Genomic DNA, 15,173 nt, shown 5'->3' with positions numbered 1-15,173 from the left:
AACCGCGTCACTTTCGAACTCCAAGGACACACATGACCACCTCCGCCCAGTCCGTTCTGGAACTCCTGCCCGCCGTCGACATCGTTGACGGCCAGGCAGTCCGCCTCCTGCAGGGAGAAGCCGGCTCGGAAACCAGCTACGGTACACCGCTGGAAGCAGCCTTGAACTGGCAGAACGCCGGTGCCGAATGGGTGCATATGGTGGACCTCGACGCCGCTTTCGGCCGTGGAAACAACGCCGCGCTCATCAGCGAGGTCGTGTCGCAGCTCAACGTCAAGGTGGAACTCTCCGGCGGTTTGCGTGACGACGAATCCCTTGAGCGTGCACTCGAGCTGGGTGTCGCGCGCGTGAATCTTGGAACGGCAGCGCTGGAGAATCCGGAGTGGACCCGAAAGGCAATCGAACGCTTCGGTGACAAGATCGCCGTCGGCCTTGACGTCCGCGGGACAACTCTTGCCGGACGCGGCTGGACCAAGGAGGGCGGTGACCTGTGGGAGGTTCTGGCACGCCTTGAGGACGCAGGGTGCGCCCGCTACGTTGTCACGGACGTCACTAAGGACGGAACCCTTCAGGGCCCGAACGTGGAGCTCCTTCGCCAGATGGTGGAGAAGACCGGCAAACCCGTTGTCGCTTCAGGCGGTATCTCCAGCCTGGAGGACCTGCGCGTCCTGCGCGAACTGGTACCGCTGGGCGTTGAAGGCGCGATCGTCGGCAAGGCTCTCTACGCCGGTGCCTTCACGCTGCCCGAAGCGCTGGACGTTGCCGGCCGCCGCTGATGCCCCACAACGCAGGACATCAGCACGACGCCGGACATCAGCACGACGCCGGACATCAGCACGACGACCAAGGCCACGGCAAGCGCGAGCTTCCCGGTCACATAGCGGCCGCACTGGCCGGTGCCGGAGGAGCTACCGACTCTGCCGGCCAGCCTTGGTCCGGAAGGAGCCTCAGTGGTGACGACGCCAAAATCCACAATTTTGAGGACGACGACGGCTCGGCGGACGCCGGTTATGTAGCCGCCATAGCGGCACTGATCAACGGAACCGGCAGCGAGGCAGACGTAGTTGCCTCCTTGGCGACCGCCAGGGTTTTCGTTCCCGTAGTTGCCCAGTTGGCTGAGGAAGCACAAGGCGTCGATGGCCTCCATGCTGACAAGCAGGCCGATATGGCTTTGGTCACACTCAAGGCCCCCGATGGACGCATGGCCATGCCGGTCTTCACCTCGGCAGCTGCCCTTGAGGCATGGCATTCGGAGGCGCGCCCGGTGGCTGTATACGCTGCGCGCGCAGCGCTTTCTGCAGTATCCGAGGGCGCGCAGCTGTTGGTGATGGACCCAGGCTCCGACTTCGCATTTGTTGTGCGACGCCCGGCGATGTGGGCCCTCGCCCAGCAGAAGGACTGGACGCCGTCATACCTTGATGATCAACTGGAGACTGCTCTCGTTTCAACGGTCTCGGCATTTCGGACCGTCCGTCGCTTGGAGACGCAACCCGGTGGCGGTGTTGCGTCCCTGACGGCCGACGGTCGTCAGGTACCTGGTGGCGGTGCAGGGCCGGAACTGCGTGTGGTGCTCTTCCTCGAAGATGGACTCGACGCTATGGCTGTGCAGACGCTCCTTGCCCAACTGAACGATGCGTGGGCAAGGATGGATTCCTTTGCTGAGGGCGTCGATTCCATGGAAGTAAAACTGCAGCGCGCAGCACAGGAGCCCGCGCGGCATTAATGGCAGTGCCGGTTCCCCGGGGCTGCCCTGGGGAACAAGAGGATTAGCCAGTGAACTTCGCTCTCTATAAAGAGATGCTGTCCATCCGTCCTGTCCGGCGTCTGTTGGTTGTGGGCATGATTGCGCGCATTCCACACTCGGCGGCGGGCGTGCTCCTCACTCTGCACATCGTGCTGACGCTGGGCCAGGGCTACGCCGCGGCCGGTGCAGCGGCGGCCGTCATGACCATCGGCATTGCGCTGGGTGCACCCTGGCGTGGTCGCCGGGTGGACATGGTGGGACTGAGGAAGGCCCTGATCCCTTCGGTGGTGTCCGAAACCGTGATCTGGTCGATAGTTCCGCACGTTTCGTATGAGTGGCTGCTGCCATTGGTATTTGTCGGCGGTCTTTTCACGCTGCCGATCTTCAGTGTTGTCCGCCAGTCGCTGGGCGTAATGGTGGATGGCGAGCAGCGGCGATCGGCCTTTGCCCTCGATTCCATTGCCACCGAGCTGGTTTTCATGATCGGCCCGGCTGTCGGCGCCATCGTTGCAACCAGCGGCTTCTCGGCGATCGGACTGACGGCAGTAGGAATTTCGGTCTCCGTTGCCGGGCTGTTCCTTATGTGGTTCAACCCGCCAACCCGGAGCGAAGTGCTCTGCACCCCGCAGGAGACCGCGGACAGGGCGGCGGCTGATCTCGCTGCTGCGGAGGCTGCCATGGTGGCCTCAGCGCCTGCCCACGTCCAGGAGGCGGCCTCTGAAATGGCGTCGGCAACCTCGCGCACATCGGCCCTCCGGAGTCGCGTCGCCAGGAACTTCACCTGGTTCACGGTTTCCGTTGCCGCGCTATTCGCCGTGGCCGCGGGATCGGGCATGGTGCTCAGTGGTTCCGATGTCAGCATCGTCGGGCTGCTGGAACGTGGTGGACACGAGAATGAAATCGGCATCGTGTTCTTCTTCTGGTGCACAGCGTCCGTGGTCGGTGGACTCATCTACGGGTCAATGAAGCGGACCATCTCGCCAATGCTCTTGCTCCTGGGCATGGCCGCTCTTACCATTCCGATGGGCTTTGCCCAGGACACTTGGACCCTCGCGTTACTGTCGCTTCTTCCCGGCCTGCTATGCGCCCCCGTCTTGTCGGCGTCGTCTGAGATGGTGGCTGACCTGGTGGACGAGGAGCGCCGGGGTGAAGCGATGGGCTGGTACGGCTCGGCGCTGACCGCAGGCGTTGCCTTGGGCGCGCCTCTGGCCGGGGTCTTTATCGACACCGTGGGTCCGTCCGGTGGCTTTGCCGCGGTCGGCATCGCTGGTGTCGCTCTCTGCGCTACCGGACTCATCCTCACGTCCTTGCGCCGCCGGGCCGCCCGCGTCTGAAGCCCTGAATCCTCAAACCAAACAAGCGACGACGGCGGGCCGACCACATGTGGTCGACCCGCCGTCGTTGACTATTGCGGAAGTCGGGGCTAGTTCACGGGTCCGGTGAACTTTTCGCCCGGGCCCTTGCCCGGGGCGTCGGGAATGAGGGAAGCTTCGCGGAAAGCCAGCTGCAGGGAGCGAAGGCCGTCGCGCAACGGGCCGGCGTGCTGTGAACCGATTTCCGGGGCGGCTGCTGACACCAGGCCGGCGAGGGCTGTGATCAGCTTGCGGGCTTCGTCCAAGTCCTTAAGGTCCTCGGCGTTGGGGTCATCCGCCAGGCCCACCTTGACGGCTGCCGCACTCATGAGGTGAACGGCGCCGGTGGTAATAACTTCAACGGCCGGAACTTCTGCGATGTCGCGGATCTGCTGGGACACCCCGGCATCAACGGCGGGGGCGGCGTCTTCGCCATAGGAGTTACGGGAATTGCTGTCTTCAGTGCTCATACTGGTAAGCTTGTCACAGACCGACTGGAAGTCGTTATTCACAGTCAACATCTGCAGTTCTTGCTCCCGCCTTCCGCAATGTGCGCTTGGCGGGTTGTTTCTGTAGAATTGACTTTCAGTTTGCAAGCGGAGTTCTCTCCCACCCGCGTCAGCCGTTCCCTTCGGGGACAGGATCCCTTTAGGGACAAGAGGTTGCCGGGTACCTGGTCGGACACTGTTGGAGGCATTGCCTCCGGGGTGCGTGCTTCCCGTAGGGGAGTGCAGCCGATCTTCGAGGCCTTCGATTGCACCAGCAATTGGGGGCCTTCTCTATTTGCCGGTGACATCACCACAACCACAGGAGCTTTAACATTAGCGAGCCAAGAATCAATGAGCGTATCCGCGTCCCCGAGGTGCGGTTGGTCGGTCCTGCCGGCGAACAGGTAGGAATTGTCCGCATCGAGGACGCCCTGCGTCTTGCTGCCGAGTCCGATCTCGATCTCGTTGAAGTTGCCCCGCAGGCTAAGCCTCCTGTTTGCAAGTTGATGGACTTCGGCAAGTACAAGTACGAAGCCGCCGTCAAGGCCCGCGAGGCACGCAAGAACCAGACCAACACGGTTCTTAAGGAAATTCGCTTCCGCCTTAAGATCGACAAGCACGACTACGAAACCAAGCGCGGACACGCACTTCGGTTCCTGGGCGCCGGCGACAAAGTCAAGGCCATGATCCAGTTCCGCGGCCGTGAGCAGCAGCGTCCCGAGATGGGCATCCGCCTGCTGCAGCGTTTCGCTGAAGACGTTGCCGAGGTTGGCATCATCGAGTCCAGCCCGCGCATCGATGGCCGCAACATGGTTATGGTGATCGGACCGCTGAAGAACAAGGCTGAAGCCAAGGCTGAAGCCCGTCGCGCTACGCAGCGTGCTGAAGCCAAGGCGCAGAATGAGGCCAAGGCATCGGGGCGCGTTGACACCACGGGCGAGCAGGCTCCGCTGACGCAGAGCCTCGCTGACCTTCTCCCCGAGGGCTTCAAGGTCACCGAAGAGGAGACCAAGCAGGAAACTGTCGAGGCTCCCGAGGCCCAGGCAACGGTTGCTGAGGAAGCTCCCGCTGCTGAGGAAACAGCTCTTGAAGAGGCTCCGGTTGCCGAAGAAGCTCCGGTTGCTGAAGAGGCTCCGGTTGTTGAAGAAGCCCCTGCTCCGGTTGTTGAAAAAGCACCCGTGGTCGAGGCTCCCGTAGCCAAGGCAGCTCCGGCCAAGGCAGCGCCTGCACCGGCGAAGGCTGCACCGGCCGCCAAGGCAGAAGCGGCTCCGAAGCCAGCTGTTCCGGCAGCCGCCCCGAAGCCTGCAGTTCCTTCGGCTCCGAAGCCCGTCGCCAAGCCGGCAGCTCCCAAGCCGGCAGCTCGGCCCGCAGCCCCCAAGGCTGCGCCGAAGCCTGCATCACGCAAGACCAACTAGTTCAACGCCACGGAGGCCCCGCCTCCATCGGCAAGCAACCAGCACGCCGGCCCTCGTAGGCCGGCTGCGCGAAAGAATCGCGGACTCGTCCGTGGATACGTAAGGAGATCGGTTCCCATGCCGAAGATGAAGACCCACAGCGGTGCTAAGAAGCGCTTCAAGCTGACCGGTACCGGCAAGCTGAAGCGTCAGCAGGCCAACCGCCGTCACTACCTTGAGCACAAGTCCTCCAGGCTGACCCGTCGCCTTGCCGGCGACAAGCTCGTCTTCAAGGGCGACGCCAAGGTCATCAAGAAGATGCTCGGCGTCTAAGTTCCAAGTTCTTTGGTTACTGCCATCCGGCAGGAACCGACTACACCAAAAGCCTTCTCAGGCCGGCCGGGTTTCCGGCAGTAGCAGCTTGGGATAAAGATTTCTGAAGGAGTACGCACGTGGCACGTGTGAAGCGGGCGGTAAACGCCCACAAGAAGCGCCGGGTTGTCCTCGAACGCGCAAAGGGTTACCGCGGACAGCGTTCGCGCCTGTACCGTAAGGCCAAAGAGCAGCTGCTGCACTCGTTTGTGTACAGCTACGGCGACCGCCGCAAGAAGAAGGGTGACTTCCGTCGCCTCTGGATCCAGCGCATCAACGCTGCATCCCGCGCCAACGGCCTCACCTACAACCGCTTGATCCAGGGCCTCAAGGCCGCTGAGGTCGAGGTTGACCGCCGTATGCTGGCCGAGCTTGCCGTCTCCGACGCCAACGCTTTCGCCGCTCTGGTGAACATTGCCAAGGCTGCACTCCCGGCTGACACCTCCGCACCGGCCGCTGCTGCTGCTCCTAAGGCTGCCAAGGTTGCTCCGGCTGCTGCCACCGCAACGGCTGTCAAGGCTGTCGTTTCCGAGAAGCCGGCCATCGACGGCGCAGTTGCTGCTGACGGCGACGAGGCTCCGGAAGGCTACGCCATCAAGGGCAACGCCGAGTCCAAGAAGTACCACGTTCCGGGTTCCACCTGGTACAACACCACTGCTGCTGAGTACTGGTTCTCCACCGTTGAGGCTGCAAAGGCTGCCGGCTTTGAGCCTGCAGGTGGCGAAGCCCGCCAGCAGATCAAGAACTAGTCGCAACTGCCACTAAAGTTCTTTATATGAACGAAACCGGGCGCCCGCAAGACTTTCCGATGACCAACCCCCGAGCTGATCGGGTGAGGGACGTCGCCAAGCTTGCCGGGCGCCCGGCGCGTTTAAAACGTGGACGTTTCCTTGCTGAGGGTCCGCAAGCGGTGCGTGAGGCTTTGACCCTGCACCGTGAACGCACAGCGGCCGGAGGTCCCGCCGTCGTGCATGAAGTTTTTGCCAGCGAAGCGTGCCTCGAGCGCCTCCCTGAGCTTGCCGACCTGGCGCAGGAAACCCAGCTCCGGCTTGCAAGTGACGAAGTCCTTGCCGCCATGGCGGATACCGTCAATCCGCAGGGGATCGTGGCTGTGTGTAGTTTTGTGGATGTCAGCCTGGAGTCAGTGCTCGACGCCGGTCCGCGCCTCATCGCGGTCATGTGCCAGGTGCGCGACCCCGGTAACGCCGGGACTGTTCTCCGCGCAGCGGATGCTGCCGGCGCCGACGCGGTTGTCCTTACTGGTTCGAGCGTGGACATCTACAACCCCAAGGCTGTCCGTTCGACAGCCGGCTCACTCTTCCACCTGCCGGTTGTGCTGGGTGCCGATGTTGAGGAGTTGGTGGCGCACTGTCGGGATCGCGGTATTGGTGTCTTGGCTGCGGACGGCTATGGAACCGTCAACCTGGACAAACTGCAGGACGAGAATGCGGCGAGGCGACTTGGGAATGCATCTGTAGTGTCGGACTATGCGCTGGAGTCACCTACGGCCTGGCTGTTCGGCAACGAAGCACAGGGTTTGTCGGAGGCGGAGCTTGCACTGGCTGATCACCGCGTGGCCGTTCCGGTCTATGGGGCAGCTGAAAGCCTGAACCTGGGTACCGCCGCCACGGTGTGTCTTTACGCCAGCGCGCGTTCCCAGCAGGGCGCCCGACTGGAGAATGTGTAAACAGCACATCGCCGGGTACGGTATTGGATGCAGGATCAGACGATGACGACTCTTCTTGGCACATCCCATTCTTTCCCGAACCCAAAGAGGTGAAGCTTTCGTGGCTGCAGGTGGCGGTACCAAAGCGATTGTGGCGGCTCTGGCCGCCAATCTGACTATCGCCGTATTGAAGTTCATTGCATTCTTCCTGACGGCGTCATCGTCCATGCTGGCTGAAGCCATCCACTCCGTGGCGGACTCCGGAAACCAGATCCTGCTGCTTGTGGGCGGTAAGCGGGCCAAGCGGGCCGCCAGCCCGGAGCATCCGTTCGGCTATGGCCGTGAGCGGTACATCTACGCGTTCATCGTCTCCATCGTGCTGTTCAGCGTGGGTGGCCTCTTTGCCCTGTACGAGGCCTGGGAGAAGTTCCAGCACCCACACGGTATCGAGGGAGCTTTTTGGTGGGTCCCGTTGGCTGTCCTGGTTGGTGCCATCATTGCTGAGTCGTTCTCGTTCCGCACCGCCATCATTGAATCGAACCACATCCGCGGCAAACAGTCCTGGGTAAAGTTTGTCCGCAACGCCAAGCAGCCGGAATTGCCAGTGATCCTGCTGGAGGACTTTGGCGCTTTGCTTGGCCTGATCTTCGCGCTCTTCGGTGTGGGCATGACGCTGGTTACCGGTGACGGGGTCTGGGATGCACTCGGTACAGCGATGATTGGCCTCCTGCTGGTGGCCATTGCAGTGGTCCTGGCCCTGGAGACCAAGTCCTTGCTGCTGGGGGAGTCTGCCACCAAGGAAGATGTCCAGCACATCACGGAGGCTTTGGAAGCTGACGGCACCCGCATCATCCACCTCAAAACCCTGCACCTGGGTCCGGAAGAGCTGCTGGTAGCTGCGAAGATCTCCATGGACGCCTCTGAGACTGGCGAAGAGATTGCCAGAGGGATCGACGCCGCCGAGCAGCGTATTCGTGCGGCCGTCCCGATTGCGCGGGTCATCTACCTCGAACCCGATATAGAGCGCGTCCAGGCGCCGCAGGGTTAGCCGTTCCGGAGACGTTCCTTCCGGATTAGCCGGTTCGAAACGTGGTTAAAGAAGATGGGCTCCGCCCTGGCGGAGCCCATCTTCGTTGTATGCGGTTTCCCGGCTATCCAGCGCTCTTTAGGCGGATCAGGAAGCCAGCGGCTTTTTCCGCTCCATCAGGCCACTGACTAGGGCCACTCCGAGGCCCAGGATGGCAAGGACTGCGCCAACCAACGCGGGAGCCACATATCCCCAACCCCAGGCAATAACAGTGCCGCCCAGGAAGGCGCCAAGGGCGTTGGCGATGTTGAGGGCGGAGTGGTTCAGTGAGGATGCCAGCGATGCAGCGCCCGGTGCAGCGTCCAGGAGGCGGGTTTGCAGAGCTGGAGTGAGCATGGAGCCCACACCGCCCACCACGAACGCCATGATGAAGGCAGCCCAGGCCCAGTGCGCAGCAATGGCGTAGACCACCAGGGCCACGGCGATACCCGGCATCACCCAGTAGATGGTGCCCATTACGGACTTGTCGGCAAGGCGTCCACCGAAGATGTTTCCCACCACCATGCCCAGTCCGTAGAGGGCCACAACGGCCGGGATCAGGTTCTCCGGTATGCCCGCCACCGAGGTCATGGTGTGTGCAATGTAGGTGTAAACGGCGAAGAAGCCACCAAACCCAATGATGCCGATCAGGAGCGCCAGCCAAACCTGGAGGCGTTTGAGGGCTCCAAGTTCGCGTCGGATGCTGGCCTCGGGGTGGGCCGCCTCGAAGGGGACGAACTTCCACACCATGGTGACGGTAAGCAACCCGATGGCCCCCACAATGACGAAGAGGAGCCGCCACCCGAAGGTCTGCCCAACCCACGTGGCCAAAGGAACCCCGATGACGTTGGAGACCGTAAGTCCTGCCATCACCATGGAGATTGCCCAGCCCCTCTTGGTAGGCGCTACCAGTCCGGCTGCGATGACGGCTGCTACTCCGAAAAAAGCTCCGTGGGGAAGGCCGGAAGCAAAGCGCGAAAGCAGCATGAAGCCGTAATCCGGTGCAATGAAGGACGTCAGGTTCGCCAAGGACAGGAACAGCATGAGCCCCAACGCCAGGTGCTTTCGGGGAAGCTTTGCACCGAACGCAGCGAAGAGGGGAGCACCGATAACGACGCCCAAGGCGTAAACCGAGATGAGGTTGCCGGCTTCGGGCGTGCTGATGCCCAGCCCTTCCTCGATTTCCTTCAGCAGGCCCATCATGGCGAATTCGGTGGTACCGATGGCGAACCCGCCCATGGCCAAAGCCAGGATGGCCAAGCCAAGGTGTTTCCTTGCTGCGTTGGCGGTGGCGGGGGTGGACACGGTGGTAGTCATAAGCCTGCTTCTTGAGGGCGCCTTGTGGGCTGGGGGAACGTGGAGAAAATCCGATAACAAGTTTAGTCCGGCGCTCCGCGACTTGACGTAGCTATGTGACGATGCCCATTCATCGGGCCCCAATAGACTGTTTCGGTGACTGCACTGATTAATGTCGTGGGCGCCGCCGTCGTCGACTCCTTGGAAGCCCCTACCCGCCTTCTGGTTGCGCGCCGCACTGCACCGCCCCAGTTTGCGGGTATGTGGGAATTTCCGGGCGGCAAGGTGGAGGCCGGTGAGGCCGCGGAGGCTGCCCTGCACCGTGAACTCGCGGAAGAACTGGGCATTGAAGTTCGGCTCGGACCGGAGCTGGACTCGGGCAACATCGCTGGGTGGACGCTCAATGACCGCGCCTCAATGCGTGTGTGGTTCGCCGAACTGACGGCGGGAGAGCCGAGGCCGCTGGAGGATCACGACGAATTGCGTTGGGTGTCGTTGGCCGACCGTGACGAGGCTCTCAGCCTTCCGTGGATTCCGGCAGACCTTCCAATAGTCCGGGCGTTGCTTAGCCGGGTAGTCGCTCCCGCGTGAGAACCGTGCACTTGGGTCGAAGAGATGGCCGCTTCCCGTAGCCGGTGGCCTTTAACCTAGAAGAGCGTCTGTTGCCCAGGAAGGGTAGCGGAGGCCTGCACCGTGGCGGCCGCCGAACCAGTGGCAGCGCGAGCATTCCGGTGGCTGAATCCGGATGTTCCGGTGAAGCCGTACTTCGCCTTGAAGTAGGTGATCCTGCCGGTGAGCCACGCACGGTACTCCTTGGAAGCATAGGAGCCTTGTCCATAGAGTCGCCGGTACTTGCCCACCAACTCCGGGTGTTCGGTTGCCAGCCATTTCATGTACCACTCACGGGTTCCGGGCTTAAGGTACAGGGCGCCGGCGGTGACTCCTGTGGCGCCAGCTTTTGTCAGTTCCGCGAAGAGGGAATCGAGGGCTTCGTCCGAGTCCGTGAGCCAAGGCAGGATGGGCATGGCCATGACGCCGCACCCCAGGCCGGCCTCGCGGAGCCGGGCGATGAGCTTGAGCCGGGCCTTGGGTGAAGGAGTGCCGGGCTCAATGAGCTCCGCGAGGTCCTGGTTGGTCATGGCAAGCGAGATGCCCAGGTCCACGGGGACTTGGGTGGCGGCGTGCTTGAGGAGGGGAATGTCCCTTGCCAGCAGCGTGCCCTTGGTCAAGATGGAGAAAGGAGTGCCGGAATCTGCGAGGGCCCGGATGATGCCGGGCATGAGCATGTAGCGGCCCTCTGCACGTTGATAGGGATCCGTGTTGGTGCCAAGGGCGACTTGGGGCCGTTCCCAAGAAGGCTTGGCCAGTTCCTTGCGGAGGATTTCAGCGGCATTGATCTTGACCACCACCTGCGAATCGAAGTCCCGCCCGGCGTCGAACTCCAAATACGTGTGGCTCTTGCGGGCGAAACAGTACACGCAGGCATGGCTGCAGCCGCGATACGGGTTCACCGTCCACTCAAAGGGCATGTTGGAACCGGAAGGCACCTTGTTGAGCACTGACTTTGCGGTGACCTCATGGAAGGTGACTCCGGAGAATTCGGGTGTCGAGATGGAACGCACAAGCCCGGCAAGTGGCAACAAGGCGTCCAAGGCCGGGGCAGGGCCAGGAGCATCGACACCACTGGTTTCTGACGCCGGTCCACGTGTAGGTGAAAGTGCTTGTGCGTCCCATCTCATGGACTCCATTCGAATGTATGTTCGAACGAATGTCAAGGCCCGGAAGGCATGCTCCTGATAGCCGGGGCGGGAGCATTGCTAAGGTTGGGCCATGATTCTGCTGACTGGATTCGAACCCTTTGGCGAGGACGATGTGAATCCTTCATGGCTTGCAGCGCGGCGGGCGGCAGAGTTGCTCGGCTCAGAAGGCATCGCCGTTGAAGCCGTGCAACTGCCGTGCGTCTTTGGTCAGTCGGGGACAGTCCTCACCGACGCCATAACCAGCCTGAACCCGGACGTAGTTCTCTGTGCCGGCCTGGCGGGAGGCCGTGGGCGCATCTCCTTGGAACGCGTCGCCATCAATTGCGATGACGCCCGGATGCCGGACAACAAGGGCCAGCGCCCTATCGATGAGGAAGTCATCCGTGGCGGGCCTGCAGCATACTTTTCAAGCCTGCCCATTAAGGCCGCGCTGAGAGCCCTCCAGGTCGCGGGAATCAAGGGAGAAGTCTCACAGTCTGCGGGGACCTACGTCTGCAACCACGTTTTCTATGCCTTGATGCATAGCATCGCATCGAAGCCGGATATTCGTGGAGGGTTCGTCCATGTTCCCTATTCGCCGGAACAGTTGCCGGAAGGCAGCCCAACTCCGTCCATGCCTTTGGAATCGATGGCGGAGGGTCTTGCCGTCATTGTCCGGACGACGCTGCGCACACAGGCGGACGTGAAAATGTCAGCCGGAGCCATCCGCTAAACCAGTTCCCATTCCACCTTGATGCTGGCCGAGACGGAGGACTCTCCAGCTTCCACCGGCATCGCTTCCGCAGTGAAGGATGCCCTCACCATTCCACCCAGGGGTACGGGTCCGCCGTGCAGGGGCTCCTGGGATATGGACACCACCTGCCCAAGCCGCGCAGATGCCAGCGAAGCGTACTGTTCGGCCCGGGCCACAGCGTCCTGCCACGCAGCCTCCTGAGCCTGGGCTGTGACCGAGGAGGCATCCGCAAATCCTTGTTCGATCCCGTTGATCCGTATGTCGTCTCCGCCAGCCGCAACAGCCGCGGCGATAGCAGCGGGAGCGTCCGCCTGGGAACGGATTCCCACCTGCAGGTTCGTGGACGCCACGTACGCAGTCACCTTCTGCCCTTGCCCTTCCACCCAGACCAGATCGGCACGAAGGTTCAATCCACTGGTTCGAAGGTCTACGTCGGAAACACCCGTTGCGCGCAAACTGGCTGCGACAGCGTTGGCCGCTTTGCCGGCGTCGTCATAGGCCTTCGCGGCAGTCTCCCGACGCGTCTCCACGCCAAGCGTCAATGTCACCAGATCGGGGACGGCTTTTGCGCTCGCGGTCCCGGTAACAGTAATGGTTCGGTTCATGCTCAGGCCTCGATTCCCTTGCCTGCAGGGCCGTCCTGCCGGCGGTGATGGTTGTCCATGTAGCCGCCGGCCACGAGGCCGGCCTGCCGTTCGAAGAAATTCCGCGACGCCGGGTTCCCGCTGCGAAGCATGGACCAGCCGGCGGCAACGCCGTAGAGGGCAAGGAAAGGAAGCCCCAGGCAGTACGCGTATTGAGTGCTGTGCCGCTCCTCATGCCCCAGGAGCACAGTGTTGGTTCCGGCCACACCATGCGGCGCCCGGTACAGGACTACGTTCCCCACCGTAAACGCACCTGCGTGGGGGAGCTTCCAGTTGTACCCGGCAGCGATCAGAAGTCCCCGCGGGCCATGGGAAACGGTGGAACGGGACACGGCTGCTACCGCCAGCCCCAACGGGGTGGACAGGTTCAGGACATTTGCGATCTGCCGCAAGCGTTGCGCCGGAGTCATGATGCCATGCTAGCGCCGTAGTGTCTGGCGCGGCGTTAGTAGCGATACGCTGTTCGAGCACCCGCAGGTGCCAAAAATAAAAAGTGGGGGACGAGGGATATGAACGCGAAACGCGCCTTGGGCGTAGTCGGTGTACTGATCGCACTCATGTTGGCATTGACGGGTTGCGTCAAGCTCAACATGTCCGTGAAGGTCAACAACGAAAAGAGCGTGGACTACGAGGTTGTCTACGCCATCCAAAAATCCGTGCTGGGCGAAAAGTCCTTCGACGAATTCATGGAGTCGAACGGTAGCGGCAGCCAGCAGATGGACATCCCCGACGGCGCCACCGTGGTGGACTACGAGGACGAGAAGTACAAAGGCAAGCGGATCACGGCCGCCAACTTGGACCCTGCCAAGCTCGCGGAATCGTCCAGCTCCGAGAGCCCCTTCGAGCTGAAGAAGGAAGGGGACTTCTACGTCATCTCGATGGGCGGAGTGACCGGTGCTGAAAGCGGTGACGCATCGTCATCGGCCATGGCAAAGTCAATGTTCGACGAAGCCTCCGTCAAGTTCACCTTCCCTGGCAAGGTGGTGGAAGCCACGGGCGCAACTGTCGATGGCAATACGGCCACCTTCGACATGCTCTCTGTCAACGAGTCAGTTGTCCAAGCCAAGGCGGAGGCAAATGCAGGAATCCCGATGTGGATCATCTGGATCCTCGTTACAGTCCTCGTCGTTGCTGCCGCCCTGATTTTGCTGTTTGTCCTGTTGCGCAAGAGGGCAGCCAGGCAGGCGCCGGCGCTCGCAGGTGCTACTCCTTATGGCCAGCCGGGTTACGCGCCCCAGCAGGGGCAGGCAGGTTACGCTCCTCAACAGCAGCAGGCATACGACCCGCAGCAACCCTACGCACCGCAGCAGCCGCCCTACTCGCCGCAGCCCCCGGTTCAGCAGCCGGGGCAGACGCACGACGACGGCCAGTTGCCGCCGCCGCCATCGGCACCGCCCGCTTCGGGCGCCTAGGCACCCACGGCGACTGCCGCCGTCGTGACTTTCACATAGGGCGACGCATTCCGGCGGGTTAAATCGCGCCTGTGAGGTTCAACTAGACTGAAGGGTAGTGCCTGCCGTCCGCGGCGAGCACTACCCTTTCGTTTTGCAGGTCCGCCTCGCCGGGCCGCTCCCTACTCGTAGCTAAGAACAGTAGATGACTGACACTTTGCCAGGCGCTGCCATCCCGAATCCGCTGGATGAAGCCGCCATTACCGCCGCCGTCGAGGACGCCATTGCCGCCATTTCGGCTGCTTCGTCCCTCGAAGAACTCAAGGCTGTCCGCCTCGCCCACACCGGCGAGAAGTCGCCGCTGAGCCTGGCCAACCGTGAAATCGGTGGCCTGGCCAAGGAGCACAAAGCTGCCGCGGGCAAGCTCATGGGTTCCTCCCGTGGTCGGGTCAACAAGGCGCTCGCAGCCCGGACCGAAGTTCTCGAGGCCGAGAATGACGCCCGCATCCTGGCGGAAGAGACCGTTGATGTGACGGCCGCTCCGCGTCGTCGTCGCGCCGGTGCCCGCCACCCGCTGTCCACGTTGCAGGACCGTGTCTCGGACATCTTTGTTGGCATGGGCTGGGAAATCGCCGAAGGTCCCGAGGTGGAGTCCGAGTGGTTCAACTTCGATGCCCTCAACTTCAAGCCGGATCACCCGGCACGCGAAATGCAGGACACGTTCTTCGTGGAGCCGCCCGAAGCGCACCTGCTCATGCGGACGCACACGTCCCCGGTTCAGGTCCGTTCCATGTTGGAACGCGAAGTGCCCATCTATGTGCTGTGCCCCGGCAAGGTCTTCCGCACGGACGAACTGGACGCTACGCACACCCCTGTCTTCCACCAGTTCGAGGGACTGGCGATCGACAAGGACCTGAGCATGGCGGACCTCCGTGGCACGTTGGAGCACTTCGCCCGCCAGATGTTCGGCGACGAAGCTTCCATTCGCCTGCGCCCCAACTACTTCCCGTTCACGGAGCCTTCCGCTGAGCTGGATATCTGGCACCCGGGTGCCAAGGGTGGACCCCGTTGGATTGAGTGGGGCGGCTGCGGCATGGTCAATCCCAACGTCCTCCGGGCAGCCGGTATCGATCCGGATATCTATTCAGGTTTTGCTTTCGGTATGGGCATTGAGCGCACGCTTATGTTCCGCAACGAGGTTGGCGACATGCGCGACATGATCGAAGGCGACGTACGTTTCAGCGAGCACTTCGGGATGGAGATCTAA

17 protein-coding genes are annotated in these 15,173 nt (G+C 62.2%); 12 read left to right on the top strand and 5 right to left on the bottom strand.

Annotated elements, in window-relative coordinates; genetic code table 11:
- The first annotated feature begins 32 nt into the window (after nucleotides 1-32).
- From priA to M1D89_RS15340, 3 genes are read left to right on the top strand one after another with little or no spacing between them, the layout of a single operon-like run.
- Entirely contained in the window at nucleotides 33-776 is a 744-nt protein-coding gene (gene priA / locus M1D89_RS15350) for a bifunctional 1-(5-phosphoribosyl)-5-((5-phosphoribosylamino)methylideneamino)imidazole-4-carboxamide isomerase/phosphoribosylanthranilate isomerase PriA (RefSeq protein ID WP_498644753.1), read from the top strand.
- Entirely contained in the window at nucleotides 776-1,723 is a 948-nt protein-coding gene (locus M1D89_RS15345; RefSeq protein WP_498644751.1) for an SseB family protein, read from the top strand. The genes priA and M1D89_RS15345 overlap by 1 nt, the downstream gene beginning before the upstream one ends.
- Nucleotides 1,724-1,773: 50 nt before the next feature.
- Nucleotides 1,774-3,078 (top strand): MFS transporter, encoded by a 1,305-nt coding sequence (locus tag M1D89_RS15340; protein WP_498644749.1) that lies wholly within the window; start codon nucleotides 1,774-1,776, stop codon nucleotides 3,076-3,078.
- Nucleotides 3,079-3,167: 89 nt separating this feature from the next.
- On the opposite strand, the gene M1D89_RS15335 is transcribed toward M1D89_RS15340, so the two are convergent.
- Nucleotides 3,168-3,566 (bottom strand): DUF1844 domain-containing protein, encoded by a 399-nt coding sequence (locus M1D89_RS15335; protein ID WP_043471107.1) that lies wholly within the window; start codon nucleotides 3,564-3,566, stop codon nucleotides 3,168-3,170.
- Between the two features lie 392 nt (nucleotides 3,567-3,958).
- Between M1D89_RS15335 and infC the strand changes: the two genes are divergently transcribed.
- The 5 genes from infC (at nucleotide 3,959) to M1D89_RS15310 (ending at nucleotide 8,064) form a co-directional block, all read left to right on the top strand.
- Complete coding sequence (infC, locus tag M1D89_RS15330) at nucleotides 3,959-4,999, top strand: translation initiation factor IF-3 (RefSeq protein WP_498644747.1); 1,041 nt, start codon at nucleotides 3,959-3,961, stop codon at nucleotides 4,997-4,999.
- A gap of 117 nt (nucleotides 5,000-5,116) precedes the next feature.
- On the top strand, nucleotides 5,117-5,311 hold the full coding sequence (rpmI, locus tag M1D89_RS15325; protein ID WP_011774324.1) for a 50S ribosomal protein L35: 195 nt from the start codon (nucleotides 5,117-5,119) through the stop codon (nucleotides 5,309-5,311).
- 119 nt (nucleotides 5,312-5,430) lie between these two features.
- On the top strand, nucleotides 5,431-6,099 hold the full coding sequence (gene rplT / locus M1D89_RS15320; protein WP_011774325.1) for a 50S ribosomal protein L20, sunset domain variant: 669 nt from the start codon (nucleotides 5,431-5,433) through the stop codon (nucleotides 6,097-6,099).
- 26 nt (nucleotides 6,100-6,125) lie between these two features.
- A complete protein-coding gene (locus tag M1D89_RS15315; protein ID WP_498644744.1) occupies nucleotides 6,126-7,037 on the top strand; it encodes a TrmH family RNA methyltransferase in 912 nt (303 codons plus the stop codon).
- A gap of 100 nt (nucleotides 7,038-7,137) precedes the next feature.
- Nucleotides 7,138-8,064: a cation diffusion facilitator family transporter gene (locus M1D89_RS15310; protein WP_498644742.1), complete on the top strand. Its 927-nt coding sequence runs from the start codon at nucleotides 7,138-7,140 to the stop codon at nucleotides 8,062-8,064.
- 126 nt (nucleotides 8,065-8,190) lie between these two features.
- Here M1D89_RS15310 and M1D89_RS15305 read toward each other — a convergent pair whose 3' ends face one another.
- Nucleotides 8,191-9,399 carry an MFS transporter gene (locus M1D89_RS15305; protein WP_498644740.1) on the bottom strand — a complete coding sequence of 403 codons (1,209 nt, stop codon included), beginning with the start codon at nucleotides 9,397-9,399 and terminating at the stop codon, nucleotides 8,191-8,193.
- Nucleotides 9,400-9,534: 135 nt separating this feature from the next.
- On the opposite strand from M1D89_RS15305, the gene M1D89_RS15300 reads away from it, so the two are divergent.
- The gene (locus M1D89_RS15300) at nucleotides 9,535-9,969 is read left to right on the top strand and encodes a (deoxy)nucleoside triphosphate pyrophosphohydrolase (RefSeq protein WP_498644738.1); all 435 of its coding nucleotides are present in this window, start codon (nucleotides 9,535-9,537) and stop codon (nucleotides 9,967-9,969) included.
- 56 nt (nucleotides 9,970-10,025) lie between these two features.
- Here the strand turns inward: M1D89_RS15300 and M1D89_RS15295 are convergent, their stop codons facing one another.
- Nucleotides 10,026-11,117: an Rv2578c family radical SAM protein gene (locus M1D89_RS15295; RefSeq protein ID WP_498644736.1), complete on the bottom strand. Its 1,092-nt coding sequence runs from the start codon at nucleotides 11,115-11,117 to the stop codon at nucleotides 10,026-10,028.
- Nucleotides 11,118-11,208: 91 nt separating this feature from the next.
- Here M1D89_RS15295 and pcp point away from each other — a divergent pair, with 91 nt between their 5' ends.
- Nucleotides 11,209-11,850, top strand: a complete 642-nt coding sequence (gene pcp, locus M1D89_RS15290; RefSeq protein ID WP_498644734.1) for a pyroglutamyl-peptidase I — start codon at nucleotides 11,209-11,211, stop codon at nucleotides 11,848-11,850.
- Here pcp and M1D89_RS15285 read toward each other — a convergent pair.
- Together M1D89_RS15285 and M1D89_RS15280 are read right to left on the bottom strand one after the other, a co-directional pair.
- On the bottom strand, nucleotides 11,847-12,476 hold the full coding sequence (locus M1D89_RS15285; protein ID WP_498644732.1) for an SIMPL domain-containing protein: 630 nt from the start codon (nucleotides 12,474-12,476) through the stop codon (nucleotides 11,847-11,849). The genes pcp and M1D89_RS15285 overlap by 4 nt on opposite strands.
- 2 nt (nucleotides 12,477-12,478) lie before the next feature.
- Nucleotides 12,479-12,925 carry a hypothetical protein gene (locus M1D89_RS15280; RefSeq protein ID WP_498644730.1) on the bottom strand — a complete coding sequence of 149 codons (447 nt, stop codon included), beginning with the start codon at nucleotides 12,923-12,925 and terminating at the stop codon, nucleotides 12,479-12,481.
- A 99-nt stretch (nucleotides 12,926-13,024) separates the two neighbouring features.
- Here M1D89_RS15280 and M1D89_RS15275 point away from each other — a divergent pair, with 99 nt between their 5' ends.
- The gene (locus tag M1D89_RS15275) at nucleotides 13,025-13,927 is read left to right on the top strand and encodes an LppM family (lipo)protein (RefSeq protein ID WP_498644728.1); all 903 of its coding nucleotides are present in this window, start codon (nucleotides 13,025-13,027) and stop codon (nucleotides 13,925-13,927) included.
- 184 nt (nucleotides 13,928-14,111) lie between these two features.
- Nucleotides 14,112-15,173, top strand: a complete 1,062-nt coding sequence (gene pheS / locus M1D89_RS15270) for a phenylalanine--tRNA ligase subunit alpha (protein ID WP_498644726.1) — start codon at nucleotides 14,112-14,114, stop codon at nucleotides 15,171-15,173.

The organism is Arthrobacter sp. D3-18 (assembly GCF_054408525.1).
This window is presented reverse-complemented; position numbering and strand designations above follow the sequence as displayed.

Coding starts and splice junctions, on each gene's coding strand:
- pheS (WP_498644726.1), top strand. CDS start 14,112: ATGACTGACACTTTGCCAGGCGCTGCCATCCCGAATCCGCTGGATGAA.
- M1D89_RS15280 (WP_498644730.1), bottom strand. CDS start 12,925: ATGACTCCGGCGCAACGCTTGCGGCAGATCGCAAATGTCCTGAACCTG.
- M1D89_RS15285 (WP_498644732.1), bottom strand. CDS start 12,476: ATGAACCGAACCATTACTGTTACCGGGACCGCGAGCGCAAAAGCCGTC.
- M1D89_RS15345 (WP_498644751.1), top strand. CDS start 776: ATGCCCCACAACGCAGGACATCAGCACGACGCCGGACATCAGCACGAC.
- M1D89_RS15275 (WP_498644728.1), top strand. CDS start 13,025: ATGAACGCGAAACGCGCCTTGGGCGTAGTCGGTGTACTGATCGCACTC.
- M1D89_RS15305 (WP_498644740.1), bottom strand. CDS start 9,399: ATGACTACCACCGTGTCCACCCCCGCCACCGCCAACGCAGCAAGGAAA.
- pcp (WP_498644734.1), top strand. CDS start 11,209: ATGATTCTGCTGACTGGATTCGAACCCTTTGGCGAGGACGATGTGAAT.
- priA (WP_498644753.1), top strand. CDS start 33: ATGACCACCTCCGCCCAGTCCGTTCTGGAACTCCTGCCCGCCGTCGAC.
- M1D89_RS15315 (WP_498644744.1), top strand. CDS start 6,126: ATGAACGAAACCGGGCGCCCGCAAGACTTTCCGATGACCAACCCCCGA.
- M1D89_RS15335 (WP_043471107.1), bottom strand. CDS start 3,566: ATGAGCACTGAAGACAGCAATTCCCGTAACTCCTATGGCGAAGACGCC.
- M1D89_RS15295 (WP_498644736.1), bottom strand. CDS start 11,117: ATGAGATGGGACGCACAAGCACTTTCACCTACACGTGGACCGGCGTCA.
- rpmI (WP_011774324.1), top strand. CDS start 5,117: ATGCCGAAGATGAAGACCCACAGCGGTGCTAAGAAGCGCTTCAAGCTG.